Annotated in this window: 7 protein-coding genes and 1 pseudogene; 2 read left to right on the top strand and 6 right to left on the bottom strand. The window is 68.3% G+C overall.

Translation table 11 applies throughout. The annotated features are described in order from the left end of the window. Window positions 1-436: 436 nt before the first annotated feature. From metH to ABTV91_RS13165, 3 genes are read right to left on the bottom strand one after another with little or no spacing between them, the layout of a single operon-like run. On the bottom strand, window positions 437-3,118 hold the full coding sequence (gene metH / locus ABTV91_RS13175) for a methionine synthase (protein WP_433851841.1): 2,682 nt from the start codon (window positions 3,116-3,118) through the stop codon (window positions 437-439). Then, window positions 3,115-4,290, bottom strand: coding sequence for a homocysteine S-methyltransferase family protein (locus tag ABTV91_RS13170; protein ID WP_433851840.1), 1,176 nt, complete (start codon window positions 4,288-4,290; stop codon window positions 3,115-3,117). Before ABTV91_RS13170 ends, metH begins: the two co-directional genes overlap by 4 nt. Beyond that, window positions 4,287-5,270: an ArsR/SmtB family transcription factor gene (locus tag ABTV91_RS13165; protein ID WP_433851839.1), complete on the bottom strand. Its 984-nt coding sequence runs from the start codon at window positions 5,268-5,270 to the stop codon at window positions 4,287-4,289. The genes ABTV91_RS13170 and ABTV91_RS13165 overlap by 4 nt, the downstream gene beginning before the upstream one ends. Before the next feature lie 204 nt (window positions 5,271-5,474). On the opposite strand from ABTV91_RS13165, the gene ABTV91_RS13160 reads away from it, so the two are divergent. Beyond that, window positions 5,475-6,623 carry an acyl-CoA dehydrogenase family protein gene (locus ABTV91_RS13160; RefSeq protein ID WP_433851838.1) on the top strand — a complete coding sequence of 383 codons (1,149 nt, stop codon included), beginning with the start codon at window positions 5,475-5,477 and terminating at the stop codon, window positions 6,621-6,623. 262 nt (window positions 6,624-6,885) lie between these two features. Here ABTV91_RS13160 and ABTV91_RS13155 read toward each other — a convergent pair whose 3' ends face one another. From ABTV91_RS13155 to ABTV91_RS13145, 3 genes and pseudogenes are all read right to left on the bottom strand, one after another. After that, window positions 6,886-10,053 carry a multidrug efflux RND transporter permease subunit gene (locus ABTV91_RS13155; protein WP_433851837.1) on the bottom strand — a complete coding sequence of 1,056 codons (3,168 nt, stop codon included), beginning with the start codon at window positions 10,051-10,053 and terminating at the stop codon, window positions 6,886-6,888. 24 nt (window positions 10,054-10,077) lie between these two features. Next, window positions 10,078-11,250: pseudogene (locus ABTV91_RS13150) on the bottom strand (efflux RND transporter periplasmic adaptor subunit); the annotation flags it as partial. Window positions 11,251-11,272: 22 nt separating this feature from the next. Then, on the bottom strand, window positions 11,273-11,911 hold the full coding sequence (locus ABTV91_RS13145; protein WP_433851836.1) for a TetR/AcrR family transcriptional regulator: 639 nt from the start codon (window positions 11,909-11,911) through the stop codon (window positions 11,273-11,275). 236 nt (window positions 11,912-12,147) lie between these two features. Here ABTV91_RS13145 and ABTV91_RS13140 point away from each other — a divergent pair, with 236 nt between their 5' ends. Further along, complete coding sequence (locus tag ABTV91_RS13140) at window positions 12,148-17,127, top strand: NAD-glutamate dehydrogenase (RefSeq protein WP_433851835.1); 4,980 nt, start codon at window positions 12,148-12,150, stop codon at window positions 17,125-17,127. Window positions 17,128-17,971: the final 844 nt, after the last annotated feature.

The following is a 17,971-nucleotide window of genomic DNA, read 5'->3' as shown; positions in this document are numbered from 1 at the left end:
TGCGCGGCGGTCCTCATTCCGTTGCGTAGCCCGGATTGGAAGCCAACCGAGTCGCGCTGGAACAGATGCGCCTGTCACTCGGCGCATCGCGCGTCCGGCTCCCGTCGCGGCGCGGCGTTACGTGGAGTAGTCCAGATCGTGAGCCAGCAGAGCCGCGATGGAACAGGCGCGCCGGTCACCCAGGCGTGCCGCCCACGTCCGGTTTCCACCGCGCCGTGGCGGCTCTCCTGTCGGGGCGTATCCAGACCGGAAACCAGCCGAGCCACGAAGGAAGCGACGCGGATTACGAAGCGCGCGCCGTTACGCGTCCTGTTGCCACCGGACGGCGGCGGCTTTCATTCCGGCTCGTGGTCCGCGCCGCCGCGAAACCTGGGTGCCGACCGGGTCGGGCGCGTCGCCAGGTGTCCGGATGGCGACGCCTCCGCGAGGTGGCTTCTCATTCGGGGTCGTAGTCCAGGTTGGAAGCCAGCCACCTCTCCGCCTGCGCCCGGTCCACGCCCTTGCGGCGCGCGTAGTCGGCCACCTGTTCCTTGGATACGCGGCCGACCACGAAGTACTGGCTCTGCGGATGGCTGAAGTAATAGCCGGACACCGCCGCGGTGGGCAGCATGGCGAAACTCTCGGTCAGCGACATGCCGATGCGTTCTGCGCCGAGCATGGCGAACAGATCGCGTTTCTCGCTGTGCTCCGGGCAGGCCGGGTAGCCGGGCGCGGGGCGGATGCCGACGTACTTCTCGGCGATCAGCGCCTCGTTGTCCAGCGCCTCGTCCGCGGCATAGCCCCAGTACACGGTGCGCACGCGATGGTGCAGGCGCTCGGCCAGCGCCTCGGCCAGGCGGTCGGCCAGGGCCTTGAGCAGGATCGCGTTGTAGTCGTCGTGGTCGGCCTCGAAGCGCTCCAGGTGCGGCTCGATGCCGATGCCGGCGGTGACGGCGAAACCGCCGATCCAGTCCTGCCGGCCGCTGTCTTCCGGGGCGATGAAATCGGCCAGGCAGAAGTCCGGGCGCTCGGCCGGCTTGTCCACCTGCTGGCGCAGGAAGTGCAGGGTGGTCTCGCCATCGGGCAGGGATACCACCACGTCGTCGCCGCGGCTGTTCGCCGGCCACAGCCCGAACACCGCTCGGGCGGTCAGCCATTTTTCCCTGATGATCGTGTCCAGCATCGCCCGTGCGTCGCGGTACAGCTCGCTGGCCTGCGCGCCGACGATCTCGTCCTCGAGGATCGCCGGGAACCTGCCGGCCAGTTCCCAGGCGCTGAAGAACGGGGTCCAGTCGAGGAACGGCAGCAGGTCGTCCAGCGGCCAGTCCTCGAATACGTGCAGGCCGGGCTGCGCCGGCACCGGCGGAACGTACTGCGCCCAGTCGCAGGTGAAGCGCTGGCCGCGTGCATGCTCCAGCGACACCAGCCGCTTGGCGTCGCCGCGGTTGCGGTGGCGCTGGCGGATGTCGGCGTAGTCGGCGTCGTTGGCGGCGACGAAGGCGCCGCGCAGCTCCTGCGAGATCAGCGACTGCGCCACGCCCACCGCGCGCGAGGCGTCCTTCACCCACACCGTGGGCGCGCTGTAGTGCGGGTCGATCTTCAGCGCGGTGTGCGCGCGCGAGGTGGTGGCGCCGCCAATCAGCAGCGGCGTGCTGAAGCCCTGCCGCTGCATCTCGCGGGCGACGTGGCTCATTTCCTCCAGCGACGGCGTGATCAGGCCGGACAGGCCGATCAGGTCGGCGTTTTCGGCGCGCGCGGTGTCCAGGATCTTCTGCGCCGGCACCATCACGCCCAGGTCGATGACCTCGAAGTTGTTGCAGGCCAGGACCACGCCGACGATGTTCTTGCCGATGTCGTGCACGTCGCCCTTGACCGTGGCCATGACGATCTTGCCGTTGCTCTTGCCGACGTCGCCGGTGCGTAGTTTCTCGGCCTCGATGAAGGGCAGCAGGTAGGCCACCGCCTTCTTCATCACCCGCGCCGACTTGACCACCTGCGGCAGGAACATCTTGCCGGCGCCGAACAGGTCGCCGACCACGTTCATGCCGTCCATCAGCGGGCCTTCGATCACGTCCAGCGGGCGCGCGGCCTGCTGCCGTGCTTCCTCGGTGTCTTCCTCCACCCAGGCATCCAGCCCGTGCACCAGCGCATGCGCCAGGCGCTCGCGCACCGGCTTCCGGCGCCAGCCCAGGTCCTCGGCCTTCTTCTCGCCCTTTTTGCCCTTGTAGCGTTCGGCGATCTCCAGCAGGCGCTCGGTGGCGTCGCGGCGGCGGTTGAGGATCACGTCCTCCACGCGCCCGCGCAGCTCCGGTTCCAGGTCGTCGTAGATCGGCAACGCGCCGGCGTTGACGATGCCCATGTCCATGCCGGCGGCGATGGCGTGGTACAGGAACACCGAGTGGATCGCCTGGCGCACGGTCTCGTTGCCGCGGAAGGAGAACGACACGTTGGACACGCCGCCGGACACATGACAGTGCGGCAGGGTCCGCTTGATGATGCGGGTGGCCTCGATGAAGTCCACCGCGTAGTTGTCGTGTTCCTCGATGCCGGTGGCCACGGCGAAGATGTTCGGATCGAAGATGATGTCCTGCGGCGGGAAGCCGACCTGCTCGACCAGGATGCGGTAGGCGCGGGTGCAGATCTCCACCTTGCGCGCGCAGGTGTCGGCCTGGCCGTCCTCGTCGAAGGCCATCACCACCGCTGCGGCGCCGTAACGGCGCACCAGCCTCGCGTGCTCGATGAACGCCGCTTCGCCTTCCTTGAGCGAGATCGAGTTGACCACGCTCTTGCCCTGCAGGCATTTCAGGCCGGCCTCGATCACGCTCCACTTCGACGAATCGACCATCACCGGGATGCGGGCGATGTCCGGCTCGGACATGATCAGGTTGAGGAAACGCGTCATCGCCTTCTCGGAGTCGATCAGGCCCTCGTCCATGTTGACGTCCAGGATCTGCGCGCCGCTGGCGACCTGCTGGCGCGCCACCTCCACCGCTTCCTCGTAGCGCTCTTCCTTGATCAGCTTGCGGAACTGCGCGCTGCCGGTGACGTTGGTGCGCTCGCCGACGTTGACGAACAGCAGGTCCGGGGTGATGACCAGCGGTTCCAGCCCGGACAGGCAGGTATGCGGCTGCGTGCTCATGCGGCCTGCTCCCGCGCCCGCGGCAGTGCGCGCGGCGGCACGCCGGCCACCGCCTCGGCGATCGCCCGGATGTGCGCCGGGGTGGTGCCGCAGCAGCCGCCGACCAGGTTCAGCAGGCCGGACGTGGCGAACTCCTTCAGCGTGGCGGCCATCTCCTCCGGCGTCTCGTCGTATTCGCCGAAGGCATTGGGCAGGCCGGCGTTGGGGTGGGCGCTGACGTAGCCGCTGGACACCTGCGCCAGCGTTTCCACGTGCGGGCGCATGTCGCTGGCGCCCAGCGCGCAGTTGAAGCCGATCGACAGCGGCTGGCCGTGCGCGACCGAGGCATGGAAGGCTTCGGCGGTCTGCCCGGACAGGGTGCGGCCGGAGGCGTCGGTGATGGTGCCGGAGATCATCACCGGCAGGCGCCCGCCGCGCGCGTCGAAGGCTTCCTCGATGGCGAACAGCGCGGCCTTGGCGTTGAGCGTGTCGAAGATGGTTTCCACCATCAGCGTGTCGGCGCCGCCGTCGATCAGTCCGTCGATGGCCTCGCGGTAGGTCGCGCGCAGTTCGTCGAAGCTGGTATTGCGGAAGCCCGGGTCGTTGACGTTGGGGCTGATCGAGGCAGTGCGGCTGGTCGGGCCGAGCACGCCGATCACGAAGCGCGGCTTGTCCGGGGTCCTGGCCTCGATGGCGTCGCAGCACTGCCGCGCCACCTGCGCGCCGGCCTTGTTCAGTTCATGGACCAGGTGCTGCAGGTGGTAGTCGGCCTGGCTGACCGAGGTGGCGTTGAAGGTGTTGGTCTCCACCAGGTCGGCACCGGCCTCGAGGTACGCGGTGTGGATGCCGGCGATGATCTCCGGCCGGGTCAGCAGCAGCAGGTCGTTGTTGCCCTTGAGGTCATGGCCGCAGCCGGCGCCATGGACGTGGCTTTCCTGAGAAGCAGCGCCAGCGCCGGCTGGGCTTTCCGCGAGGGTCCCGCGCAGGGAATCGAAGCCGCCCACGAAACGCTCGCCGCGGTAATCGGCTTCCTCCAGCCCATGGCGCTGGATCATCGTACCCATGGCACCGTCGATGACCAGGATGCGCTGTTCGAGGGCGCGCAGCAGCTTGGCGACGCGTTCGGGGTGGAGCCACGGTAATGCCGGGACCGGGGACCGGGGACCGGGGACCGGGGAAGAGCGGGCAATCATGCTTTCGTTCCTGCCTTGGCTTTCCCGGGTCCCTGGTCCCGGGGCCCCGGTCCCGGTTTCACGGCGATCAGCGAGATCACCTCGAAATGCGGCGGGCGCTTTTCACGGGTGACGGTTTCCAGGCTGGACACTTCCAGCCCGGCCTTCTCGACGAACCTGCGCAGCTCCTTGCCGGTGAAGCCCAGGTTGACGTGGCCGTAGGCCTCCACCGCCGCCTTGTGCTCGTGGTGGGCCAGGCTGCACAGCATCAGCCGTCCGCCCGGGCGCAGCACGCGCGCGCCTTCGGCCACGGCCTTGGCCGGGTGGCTGGCGTAGGTGAGCGCGTGCATCAGCACCACCAGGTCGAAGCTGCCATCGTCGAACGGCAGCTTGTGCATGTCGCCTTCGCGCACTTCCACGTTGGGCAGCTTGCGCAGGCGTTCGCTGGCCGCGGCGACCACGCGCGCGCTGGTGTCGACGCAGACATAGCGCTGCGCGTGCGGGGCCAGCAGTTCGGCCAGCACGCCGTCGCCGGAGGCGATGTCGAGCACGTCGCCGGTTTCCAGCAGCGGCAGCGCGCTGCGCGCCAATGCTTCCCAGGTGCGGCCGGGGGAGTAATGGCGCTCCATGTCGCCGGCCACGCTGTCGGCCCAGTTCTGGTCGGCGGCGCGCATCGCCAGCACGGACGGAACGCGCTCGGCGTCCTGGCGCAGCAGCGGGTCGTCGCTGCCGTTGCTGAGCGCGTGCCACAATGCGCGCTGCGCCGGATCCAGCGCGGCCTCGTCGAAGCGGTAGTAGGCCGACACGCCGGCGCGGCGGTCGCGCACCAGCCCGGCTTCCTTCAGCCGCGCCAGATGGGTGGACACACGCGGCTGCGCCAGCGTGGTGATCGCCGACAGCTCGGCCACGGTCAGCTCTTCCTGCTCCAGCAGCGTCAGCAGGCGCACGCGGGTGGCGTCGGCGAACACCTTCAGGCGGGTCGACCAGTCTTCCAGATCCATAAATATCTACCTATCGAGATAGAGAGATATTCTGCTGCTGCGGCGCGGCAGGGTCAAGGAGCCAGGAACGAGTGGAGAGGAGCGAGGAACGAGAGAAGGCAACGGCAAAGCCAGCGCGGCCTTTGCTTTTACTCGTTACCTCTCCACTCGTTCCCGGCCTTGATGGTTACAATCGCAACTTCGTAACGCCCTGGGAGGGGTGCAGTGGATTTCAGCTTTTCCGACGAACAACTGATGCTGCAGGACGTCGCCCGCCGCATCGCCCAAGAGAAGATCGCGCCCAGCGCCGAACACCACGATGCCACCGGCGAATATCCGCTGGAGAACATCCGCCTGCTCGGCGAGAACGGCCTGATGGGCATCGAGGTGCCGGTCGAGTACGGCGGCGCCGGCATGGACCCGGTGTCCAGCGTACTGGCGATCATCGAGGTGTCCGCCGCCGACGCCGCGCACGCCACCATCATGTCGGTCAACAACTCGCTGTTCTGCAATGCCGTGCTCAGCCATGGCACCGAGGAGCAGAAGCAGCTGTACGTGCGCGCGATCGCCGAAGGCCGCGAGATCGGCGCCTTCGCCCTGACCGAATCGCAGTCCGGTTCCGACGCCACCGCCATGCGCTGCCGCGCGGTGAAGCAGGCCGACGGTTCCTACCTGATCAACGGCCAGAAGAGCTGGATCACCTCTGGCCCGGTGGCGCGCTACATCGTGCTGTTCGCGATGACCGACCCGTCGCAGGGCGCGCGCGGCATCACCGCCTTCATGATCGATACCACCCGCCCGGGCTTCGGCCGCGGCAAGACCGAGCCCAAGCTCGGCGTGCGCGCCTCGGCCACCTGCGAGATCGAGTTCCAGGACTACGTGGCGCGCGCCGAGGACGTGATCGGCAGCGAGGGGCAGGGCTTCAAGATCGCCATGAGCCTGCTCGACTCCGGCCGCATCGGCATCGCCTCGCAGGCGGTGGGCATCGCCCGCGCGGCCTACGAGGCGTCGCTGGCCTACGTGCGCGAGCGCAAGTCCTTCGGCGCGCCGATCGGCAGCTTCCAGATGATCCAGGCCAAGATCGCCGACATGAAGTGCAGGCTGGACGCGGCGCAGCTGCTGACCCTGCGCGCGGCATGGACCAAGGCACAGGGGAAGAAGTTCTCCACCGAGGCCGCGGTGGCCAAGCTGACCGCCTCGGAAGCGGCGATGTGGATCGCCCACCAGGCCGTGCAGATCCACGGCGGCATGGGCTACTCCAAGGAAATGCCGCTGGAGCGCTACTTCCGCGACGCCAAGATCACCGAGATCTACGAAGGCACCAGCGAGATCCAGCGCCTGGTCATCGCCCGCAACGAGACCGGGGTGCGCTGAGTGCTTCACAAGCCCCTCTCCCCGCGGGGTGAGAGGGGCAGTCTGCGAACCATCGGTTCGTTGCCGCTCGAACGCCCTTGCCAGCGCAAGGGCCGGGGCGCGGAGCGGGGGGAGAGGGCAGGGGCGAAGCCCCCTGGCTGCATGAGGCTTCGCCCGTAGCTTCATCCGCCCCTTCGGGGCACCTTCTCCCGGAGGGAGAAGGACATGAACGACAAAGCCCCGGCAATGCCGGGGCTTTGTCGTTGCGGCGCGCGCGGCCGGATCAACGATCCTGCTGCACCGTACGCACCTTGTGCTGCTCGATGAACTGTTTGGACTGTTCGTCCAGCTTGTCGCCGAGCACGCGGCGCACGGTGACGAAGAACAGCGGGATCAGCAGCACGCCGATGACGGTGGCGAACAGCATGCCGCCGATGACGCCGGTGCCCAGCGAGTGGCGGGCGTTGGCGCCGGCGCCGGTGGAGATGGCCATCGGCAGCACGCCCAGGATGAACGCGAACGAGGTCATCAGGATCGGGCGGAAACGCAGGTGCGCCGCTTCGATGGCGGCTTCGCGCAGGGTCCGGCCGGCGGCGCGCTGCTCGACCGCGAACTCCACGATCAGGATCGCGTTCTTCGCGGCCAGGCCGATCACCGTCACCATGCCGATCTTGAAGTACAGATCGTTGGGCAGGCCGCGCAGCAGCGAGAACACCACCGCGCCGAGGATGCCGACCGGCACCACCAGCAGCACCGAGACCGGGATCGACCAGCTCTCGTACAGCGCGGCCAGGCACAGGAACACCACCACCACCGACAGCACCATCAGCAGCGCGGCGGCGTTGCCGGCCAGGATTTCCTGGTAGGACATGCCGCTCCAGTCGTAGCCGAAGCCGTTGGGCAGGTCGTCGCGGACCAGGTTCTCCATGGTGGTCATGGCCTGGCCCGAGCTGCCGCCCGGCGCCGGCGCGCCGACGATGTTCACCGCCGAGTAGCCGTTGTAGCGGCTCAGCGCCGGCGGCGCGTAGATCCACTCGGATTTGACCACCGTGCTGAGCGGGATCATCGAGCGCTGGCCGTCGGCGTCCTTGCTCAGCGCGCTCGGCACGTAGTAGCTGCGCAGCGATTCCGGGCCGGTGCGGTAGGCGGCGTCGGCCTGCATGTTCACGCGCTTGATGCGGCCGCCGTAGAAGAAGTCGTTGACGTACACCGGCGCCAGCATCATCTGGATGGCGGTATAGACATCGTTGACCGACACGCCCATGGCCTGCGCCTGCACGCGGTCCACCTTCAGCTGCAGCTGCGGCGAGTTCTCCAGCGTGTTGGGGCGCACGCCGGCCAGCGAGGCGTTCTGCGACGCCGCCCCCAGCAGGGTGTTGCGCGCCTCCATCAGCGCGTCCTGGCCGGCGCCGGCGCGGTCCTGCAGCCACATGTCGAAGCCGCCGAACTGGCCCAGGCCCTGCACGGTGGGCAGGTTGACGAAGAACACCTGCGCGTCCTTGATGCCGACGAACGCCTTGCCGTTCATCTTCTGGATGAACTCGGGCGCCGTTTCCTTGCGCGAGCCCCAGTCCTTGAGACGGATGAAGGCCATGCCGACGTTCTCGCCCGAACCGACGAAGCTGAAGCCGGTGACCTGCATCATGCCCTCGAAGGACGGGTCGTCCTTCATCATGCCCAGCAACTGGTCGAACACCACGGTGGTGCGGCTCTTGGTCGCGCCCGGCGGCAACTGCACGATGGCCAGCGCATAGCCCTGGTCCTCTTCCGGCAGGAAGCTGCCGGGCAGGCGGGTGAACAGGAAGCCGCACAGCACCACCAGCAGCGCGAACACCATCAGCCAGCGCGGGCTGTGCCGGATGACGCTGCCCACGGTGCCGACATAGCTCTTTTCTAGCTTGCCGTAGTACGTGTTGAAAGTGCGGTAGACCCAGTTCGGGTTGTCGTTGTGGGTCGGCTTGAGGAAGGCCGCGCACAGCGCCGGGGTGAAGCTCAGTGCCAGCAGCGCCGAGAAGCCCATCGACATGGCGATGGTCAGCGCGAACTGCTTGTAGATCTCGCCCGAGGCGCCGGGCTGCATGGCGCTGGGGATGAACACCGCCGCCAGCACCACGGTGATGGCCACCACCGCGCCGGTGATCTGGCCCATCGCCTTCTGCGTGGCCGGCTTCGGGTCGAGCTTGTCCTCGCTCATGATGCGTTCGACGTTCTCGATCACCACGATCGCGTCGTCCACCACGATGCCGATCGCCAGCACCATCGCGAACAGGGTCAGCTGGTTGATGGTGAAGCCGATCGCCAGCATGCCCATGAAGGTGCCGAGCAGGGCCACCGGGATGACCAGGGTGGGGATGATCGTGGCGCGGAAGTTCTGCAGGAAGATCAGCATCACCAGGAACACCAGCACGATGGCTTCCACCAGCGTGTGGATCACTTCCTTGATCGAGATGTTGACGAAGGTGGTGCTGTCGAACGGGGTGAACCAGCTCACGCCCGCCGGGAAGCTGGGGGCGAGGTCGTCCATCTTGGCGCGCACCGCCTTGGACACGTCCAGGGCGTTGGCGCCGGGCAGCAGCTGCACCGCGAACGCGGCCACCGGCTTGCCGTTGTAGCGCGTGTCGAAGCCGTAGTTGGAGGCGCCGAAGGACACGCGCGCCACGTCCTTCAGCCGCACCACGCTGCCGTCGGCGTTGGCCCGCAGGATGGTGTTCTCGAATTCCTCCGGCGAGCTGTAGCGGCCCTCGGCGGCCACGGTGGCGGTGAAGGCCTGGCCGTTGGGGGCCGGGTCGCCGCCCACCGAGCCGGCGGCGAACTGCAGGTTCTGCGTGCCGATGGCGTTGTACACGTCGGTGGCCGACAGGTGGTAGCCCTGCAGCTTCTCCGGGTTGAGCCAGATGCGCATGGCGTACTCGGAACCGAACTGCTGGGTGCTGCCGACGCCGGGCACGCGCGAGATCTGGTCGAGCACGCGCGAGCCGACGATATCGTTGAGCGCGTCGCGGTCCACCGAACCGTCGTCCGAGCGCACGCCGATGGCCATCAGGAAGCCGGCGTTGGCCTTGGCCACCACCACGCCCTGCTTGGTCACTTCCGAGGGCAGGCGCGGGGTCGCCAGCGCGACCTTGTTCTGCACCTGCACCTGGGCGATGTCCGCGTCGGTGCCGCTGTCGAAGGTGAGGGTGATGGAGACGCGTCCGGTCGAGGACGAGGACGAGCTGAAATAGACCAGGTTGTCGATGCCGGTCAGCTGCTGCTCGATCACCTGGGTGACCGACTTCTCGGCGGTGGCGGCGCTGGCGCCGGGGTAGGTGGCGCTCACCGTGACCTGCGGCGGGGCGACGCTGGGGTAGGACTCCACGCCCAGGTTGAGGATCGAGATCACGCCGCCCAGCGAGATCAGGATGGCCACCACCCAGGCGAATACCGGGTGTTCGATGAAGAATTTAGGCATGGCGGATTCCCGTTTCCCTTACTTGGCCGGCGCCGGCGCGGCGGCCGCGGGCTTGGCGGGCTGGGCCGCGGCCGGCTGCCACGGCGAGGGCTTGGCCGGCGCGCCTTCCTTGACCTTCTGCACGCCCGAGACGATGACCTTGTCGCCGGCGGCCAGGCCGGAGGAAACCAGCCAGTTGCCGCCCTGCTGGCTGTCCAGCGCCACGTCCTTGCGCACCACGTTGCCGTCCTGGCCCACCACCAGCACGTAGCCGCCGCGGGTGTCGCGCAGCACGGCCTGCTGCGGGATCAGGAAGGCGTTGTTGCGCTCGCCAAGGTTGGCCTTGAAGCTGACGAACGAGCCCGGCAACAGGGTGCGCTCGGGGTTGGGCAGCTGCGCGCGCAGCGAAACCGCGCCGGTGGCCGGATCGACCGTGGTCGCGGAGAAATCCAGCGTGCCCTCGTGGCCGTAGGGCGTGCCGTCGGGCAGGTTGACCTGCACCGTGGTCTTGCCGTCGCCGGCCAGCGCGACCGCGCCCTTGGCCTGGGCGGCGCGCAGCGCGCTCAGTTCGTCGGCGGTCATGGAGAAATTGACGTACAGCGGATCGATCTGGTCGATGGTGGTCAGCAGGGTCGCTTCGCCCTGGCCGACCAGCGCGCCCTCGGTCACCTGCTGCTTGCCGGCCACGCCGGCGATCGGCGCGGTGACGTTGGCGTAGCCCAGGCTGATGCGGGCGTTGGTGACGGCGGCCTGGGCCTGCTGCACGGCCGCGGCGCTGGTGCGCTCGGCGGCTTCGGCGTTGTCCAGGTCGGACTTGGACACGTAGTTCTGCGGCGCCAGCGAGCGCGCGCGCTCGGCGGTGGTGCGGGCGTTGGCGTGGCTGGCGCGGGCCGAGGCCAGCGACGCTTCGGCCGAGGCCAGCGAAGCGCGCAGCGGCGCCGGGTCGATCTGGAACAGCAGCTGGCCTTCCTTCACCGCGCTGCCTTCCTCGTAGACGCGCTTGAGCAGCACGCCGGAGACGCGGGCGCGCACGTCGGCCGAACGGAACGGCGACAGGCGCCCGACCAGTTCGCGCTGCAGCGGCAGGGTCTGCGGCCTGGCCTCGACGACACCGACGTCCGGCGGCGGCGGCGCGGCCTGTTCCTGTGGCTTCTTGCATGCGGTCAGGCCCAGGGCGAGGACGCCGGAAAGGGCGAGGATGCGGAGCGGGGAGGTCATCGGGGAAACTCCGGAGTTGTTTTCAGCGAGTGCCGGGGATGCCGGCCGGCGGCGCCGGGAAGGCGCGCAGGAAGGCATCGACGGCGAATTCGGCCCACCGGCGGCGCAACGCGGGGTCGTCGCGGTGGGGAGCATGGAAGCGTTGTCGTTCGAAATCCTGACCGGCGATCATGCTTATTAACATTTCGGCCATGAAATGCGGATCGTCATGGATGACGCGGCCGCGGGCCATCTCGGTTCGCATCCATTCAGCCAGCTGGTCGCGCAAGGCATCGGCGCTGCTGTGGTAGAGCGCGCGCGCCTCCTCGCGGAATTCCTGCACGCCGCTGCCGATCACCTGCGCGGCCTGGCGGCTGCGCGGTTGGTTGCGGTGGTCCAGGTAGCGCAGGGCGAAATCCAGCAGCACTTCGCGCAGCGGGCGCTCGTCGCCGCCGCCCAGCGGCGCCGCCGCGGCCGTCACGCTCTGCCGCATCACCAGGCTGAGCAGTTCGCGCTTGCTGCCATAGCGGCTGTAGAGGGTCTGCTTGGAACAGCCCACGTGCGCGGCGACCGCGTCCATGCTCAGGTGCATGCCCTGGGTCGCCAGCAGTTCGCGCACGGCATCGAACACGCGCTGGTCGCGTGCCTCGGCAGGCGCGGATCGGGAGGGCTCGGGGTGCACGATTTGGACTATACCGTCCAGTTCACAATTGGTAAAGCGGCGCGAAAAGGCGCTTCCCGCCGCTTTTCTGCCGGGCCCGTCGGGAATGTTTTTGAAAGCAAAAATCCTTTCAGAAACATTGTGTTGGGTTTGATTCGGATGGTTTCTGCAAAGCCCGATTGCGGCCCTGCAACAAGGTTCTTCGAATGGCCGGGGCTACAATCGCGCCTCCCCAGGAGCCCACTGAAAGCTCAACCATGAAATCGCAAAACAACGCTGCCAAGTCCGCAAAAACGAAATCCCAACCGGCTGCCAAGCAGAGTGTTTCCGAGGCCGGCCTGTCCCTGGAGCCGGTTTTTGCGGCTTTGCGCAAGCGTTACCCCGCCGCGGCCCAGGCCCAGGCGGTGGCATTCGCCTCGGCGTTCTACAAGCGCATGGAAGCCGATGAATTCGGCGCGCATCGCGCCGAGGACTGGGCGGCGCTGGCCGCCGGCATGCTGGAGTTCGCCCGCGTGCGCAAGCCGGGCAAGGCCAACGTGCGCGTGTTCAACCCGAGCCTGAAGAGCGACGGCTGGGAGTCGGCCCACACCGTGCTGCAGATCGTCAACGACGACATGCCGTTCCTGGTGGACACCGTCTCCCTGGCGCTGGCCGACATGGGCGTGGGCGTGCACGTGCTGGGCCACCCGGTGATCGCGCTCGGCCGCGACAAGGCCGGCAAGCTGGCCGGCGTCGGTGAGGGCTCGCTGGAGTCGGTGATGCTGCTGGAGATCGACCGCCAGCCGGCCGAGGCGATGGACGCCGTCGCCCGGCGCGTGACCGAAGCGCTGGACGACGTGCGCGCCATCGTCAAGGACTGGGAGCCGATGCGCGACAAGGCGCTGGCCCTGGCCGACGACCTGGGCCAGCGCACGCTGCCGGTGAGCGGGGAATCGCGCCAGGAGGCGCAGGAGTTCCTGCGCTGGGCCGCGGACAACCATTTCACCTTCTTCGGCTACCGCGAGTACAAGGTCGAGAAGCAGGGCCGCGAAGAGGTGCTGGCCGCCCAGAACGGCACCGGCCTGGGCCTGATGCGCGGCAAGGACACCTCGGTGGCGCGCCCGGTCAAGGGGCTGGCGGCGCAGGGCCTGAACACCACCAGCGGCCTGACCGACGCGCTGATCCTGACCAAGACCAACGCCCGCTCGCGCATCCACCGTGGCGGCTACATGGATTACATCGGCGTGCTGGAATTCGACGCCAAGGGCAAGATCGTCGGCGAGCAGCGCTTCCTGGGCCTGTTCACCTCCAGCGCCTACAACCGCCGCCCGTGGGAAATCCCGCTGGTGCGCCAGCGCTACGAAAACGTGATGAAGCGTTCGGGCCTGAGCGCGTCCAGCCACAGCGGCAAGGCGCTGCGCCACATCCTCGAATCGCTGCCGCGCGAGGAGCTGTTCCAGTCCAGCGAGGACGAGCTGTTCCGCACCGCGATGGGCGTGCTGGGCCTGCAGGAGCGCGTGCGCAGCCGCCTGTTCCTGCGCCGCGACAAGTTCAGCCGCTTCATCTCCGCGCTGGTGTTCCTGCCACGCGAACGCTTCAACACCGACGTGCGCCTGCGCATCGAGGGCCTGCTGCGCGAGGCGCTGCAGGGCGAGTATGTCGATTCCAGCGTGGTACTGGGCGATTCGCCGCTGGCGCAGGTGCACCTGATCGTGCGCCCGAAGGCCGGGCAGAGCCTGGACCTGGACACTGAGGGCCTGGAAAAGCGCCTGGCCCACGTGCTGCGCAACTGGCAGGACGACCTGCGCGAGGCGCTGGTCGCCCGCCACGGCGAGAGCGAAGGCCTGCGCATCGCCTCGCGCATCGGCAAGGCGCTGCCGGCCGGCTACATCGAGGACTCCAGCGCCGAGATCGCCGCCGCCGACGTGGCCCAGCTGGACGCGCTGACCGGTCCGGACGACCTGCGCCTGAGCCTGCAGCCGATCCACCGCGACGGCGCCGACGGCCTGCGCATGAAGCTGTATCGCCAGCTCAAGGACATCCCGCTGTCCGACGTGCTGCCGATGATGGAGAACATGGGCCTGCGCGTGATCGCCGAGCGTCCGTACCGCCTGATGGTGGACGACGCGCCGGTCTACGTGCAGGACTTCGAGGTCGAATCGACCGTTGGCGCCATCGACGCGGCCGCCGCCAGCGCCGCCTTCGCCGACGCTTTCGCCCGCGTGTGGCATGGCGAGGCCGAGAACGACGGCTTCAACCGCCTGGTGCTGGCCACCGGCCTGGACTGGCGCCAGGTCTCGATGCTGCGCGGCTACTGCAAATACCTGCTGCAGATCGGCGTGCCGTTCTCGCAGGCCTACGTCGAAGGCACCTTCAACCGCTACCCGCTGCTGGCGCGGCTGATCGTCGAACTGTTCGAAGCCCGCTTCGACCCGGCGCCGGCCACCGACAAGGCCACCGCCGACGCGCAGCTGGCGCAGTTCAAGGCGCTGGCCGGCGGCGACGCCGCCACCGTCAAGCTGCTCGAGGGCGTGGTCAAGGCGCGCGGCGGCAGCCGCGAGGCGCGCATGGCGCTGGTGCACGACACCCTGGTCAAGCTGCTGGACGGCGTGTCGAGCCTGGACGAGGACCGCATCCTGCGCAGCTTCATTGGCGTGATCGAAGCCACCCTGCGCACCAGCTACTACATGCCGCGCAAGGACGGCCTGCGCGCCGACGGCGGCCCGGCCGACTACATCAGCTTCAAGTTCGACGCCGCCCGGGTGCCGGACCTGCCCAAGCCGCGCCCGTACCGCGAGATCTTCGTGTGCGGCCCGCGCGTGGAAGGCACCCACCTGCGCTTCGGCCCGGTGGCGCGCGGCGGCCTGCGCTGGTCCGACCGCCGCGAGGACTTCCGCACCGAGGTGCTGGGCCTGGTCAAGGCGCAGATGGTGAAGAACACCGTGATCGTGCCGGTCGGCTCGAAGGGCGGCTTCTACGCCAAGCAGCTGCCGGACCCGGCGGTGGACCGCGATGCGTGGTTCGCCGAGGGCGTGGCCTGCTACAAGCGCTTCATCAACGGCCTGCTGGACATCACCGACAACATCGTCGGCAACAAGATCGTGCCGCCGGTGGGCGTGGTGCGCCATGACCAGGACGATCCGTACCTGGTGGTGGCCGCCGACAAGGGCACCGCGACGTTCTCCGATACCGCCAACGGCATCGCCCGCGCGCACGGCTTCTGGCTGGACGACGCCTTCGCCTCGGGTGGTTCGGTCGGCTACGACCACAAGGGCATGGGCATCACCGCGCGCGGCGCGTGGGAGTCGGTCAAGCGCCACTTCCGCGCGCTGGGCCGCGACTGCCAGAAGCAGGACTTCACCGTGGTCGGCATCGGCGACATGTCCGGCGACGTGTTCGGCAACGGCATGCTGCTGTCCGAGCACATCCGCCTGGTGTGCGCTTTCGACCACCGCCACATCTTCCTCGACCCGGACCCGGTGGCAGCGACCTCCTTCAAGGAGCGCGCGCGCATGTTCAAGGTGCCGCGTTCGAGCTGGGCAGACTACGACGCCAAGCTGATCAGCAAGGGCGGCGGCGTGTACGCGCGTTCGCTCAAGTCGATCGAGATCACCCCGCAGGTGCGCGAGGCGCTGGGCATCGACGCCGGCATCAAGGCGATGACCCCGACCGACCTGATCAACGCCGCGCTCAAGGCGCCGGTGGACCTGGTGTGGAACGGCGGCATCGGCACCTACGTGAAGTCGGCCAGTGAAACCAACGCCGACGTCGGCGACCGCGCCAACAATGGCCTGCGCGTCAACGGCGGCGAGCTGCGCTGCAGGATCGTGGGCGAGGGCGGCAACCTGGGCATGACCCAGCTCGGCCGCATCGAGGCCGCGCACAACGGCGTGCTGCTCAACACCGACTTCATCGACAACTCCGCCGGCGTTGATACCTCCGACCACGAGGTCAACATCAAGATCCTGCTCAACGACGTGGTGCGCGCCAGGAAGCTCACCGTCGAGCAGCGCAACAAGCTGCTGGCGTCGATGACCGACGAGGTCGCCGGGCTGGTGCTGATGGACAACTACCGCCAGAACCAGGCCATCAGCCTGATGGAGCGGATGAGCGTCAAGCGCCTGGGGTCCAAGCAGCACTTCATCCGCACGCTGGAACAGCAGGGCCTGCTCGACCGCCAGATCGAGTTCCTGCCGTCCGACGCCGAGCTGTCCGCGCGCAAGCTGCGCGGCCAGGGCCTGACCCGTCCGGAACTGGCGGTGCTGCTGTCCTATTCCAAGATCGTCGCCTTCCAGCAGCTGCTGGAATCGGACATCCCGGAAGACCCGTACCTGTCCAAGGAGCTGCTGCGCTACTTCCCGCAGCCGCTGCAGAAGAAGTACGCCGACGCGATGAACGGCCACCGCCTGAAGCGCGAGATCATCGCCACCGCGGTGACCAACCAGACCATCAACCGCATGGGCGCCACCTTCCTGATGCGCATGCAGGAAGACACCGGCCGCAGCGTGGCCGAGGTCGCCAAGGCCTACACCATCAGCCGCGAGACGCTGGACGCGCGCGCGCTGTGGACGCAGATCGACGCGCTGGACGGCACCCTGCCCGAAGCCGTGCAGGTCGACGCGCTGGAAGTGATCTGGAAGCTGCAGCGTGCGTTCGTGCGCTGGCTGCTGAACCGTCCGGGTGCGATGCCGGGCATCACCGCCGCGGTCGAGCGCTACCAGGGGCCGTTCAACGACATCCGCGTCGCCTCGGGCGTGCTGCCGGATTCGCAGCGCCCGGCCTACGAGGCCAGCGTCAAGCAGTGGAAGGAAAAGGGCCTGCCGGCGGCACTGGCGCAGCAGCTGTCCGAGCTGCAGTTCCTGGAGCCGGCGTTCGACATCATCGAACTGGCGCGCACCCGCAAGCTCAAGCCGGTGGACGTGTCCAAGGTCCACTTCCGCCTGGGCGAAGCCCTGCAGATGCCGTGGCTGTTCGAGCAGATCGACGCGCTGGAGGTCAATGGCCGCTGGCACGCCGTCGCCCGCGGCGTGCTGCGCGACGAACTGGCCGCGCACCAGCGCAACCTGGCCGGCCAGGTGCTGTCGATCAAGGGAGGCAGCGCCGAGGCCAAGGTCGCCGCGTGGCTGGGCCGCGACGACAGCAGCCTGCGCTTCACCCTGGCGATGCTGGCCGAACTGGCCGAGCAGAAGACGCTGGACTACCCGACCGTGTCGGTCGCGGTGCAGCGCCTGGGCCAGCTGGCGGCGCACGGGGTGTAACCCCGTGGTCGGGCCGGTTTTACCGGCCCGACCCAAAAGTTCGCGGCGCGAACTTTTGGCACCGCCCTCGGTTTGCCTATCCCCGCGGCTGTCGCCGCGCCCCCTTAACAAAGGGGGCTCTGCTCCAGAACGCTGACAGAGAGGTGCCGACCGTTGGTCGGCACCTGCCGGACAAAGCGTCGCGGCCAGGGCCGCTCCTGCCAATGCAACGGGTGTTGCGGTGGGAGCGGACCTGGCCGCGCTGCTTTCCACCTGTAGGAGCGGCTTCAGCCGCGACTGCTTTCCGGACGTGTTGCAAAGGCAATCGCGGCTGAAGCCGCTCCTGCGGATGGGAACGAGGCGCTCTTGGCCGCGCCACCTGTCCACCGCCAGGATCAGTACCCGGCGCCGGGCTGCCGCCGCACCGTCCGTCATTGCGGGTTATCCCGGCAATCCCTACGGCAACCCGACGGCGGCCATGTCCCCCGCATCGTTTTCCACCTGTAGTAGCGGCTTCAGCCGCGAATGCTTTCCGGACGTGTGCTAAGGCAATCGCGGCTGAAGCCGCTCCTACGGATGGGAGCGAGCACGCTCCTGGCCGCGCGGCCTGTCCACCTCCAGGATCAATGCCAAGCGCCGGGCTGCCACTGCACCGTCCGCCATTGCGGGTTATCCCGGCAATCCTTACGGTCACCCGACGGCGGCCATGTCCCCCCGCATCGTTTTCCACCTGTAGGAGCGGCTTCAGCCGCGAATGCTTTCCGGACGTGTGCAAAGGCAATCGCGGCTGAAGCCGCTCCTACGGATGGGAGCGAGCACGCTCCTGGCCGCGCCACCTGTCCACCGCCAGGATCAGTACCCGGCG

It is taken from the genome of Stenotrophomonas nitritireducens, assembly GCF_050984405.1.
GTDB classification, from domain to species: Bacteria; Pseudomonadota; Gammaproteobacteria; order Xanthomonadales; family Xanthomonadaceae; genus Stenotrophomonas; species Stenotrophomonas nitritireducens_B.
This window is presented reverse-complemented; position numbering and strand designations above follow the sequence as displayed.

Coding starts and splice junctions, on each gene's coding strand:
- ABTV91_RS13170 (WP_433851840.1), bottom strand. CDS start 4,290: ATGATTGCCCGCTCTTCCCCGGTCCCCGGTCCCCGGTCCCCGGTCCCG.
- ABTV91_RS13140 (WP_433851835.1), top strand. CDS start 12,148: ATGAAATCGCAAAACAACGCTGCCAAGTCCGCAAAAACGAAATCCCAA.
- ABTV91_RS13165 (WP_433851839.1), bottom strand. CDS start 5,270: ATGGATCTGGAAGACTGGTCGACCCGCCTGAAGGTGTTCGCCGACGCC.
- metH (WP_433851841.1), bottom strand. CDS start 3,118: ATGAGCACGCAGCCGCATACCTGCCTGTCCGGGCTGGAACCGCTGGTC.
- ABTV91_RS13155 (WP_433851837.1), bottom strand. CDS start 10,053: ATGCCTAAATTCTTCATCGAACACCCGGTATTCGCCTGGGTGGTGGCC.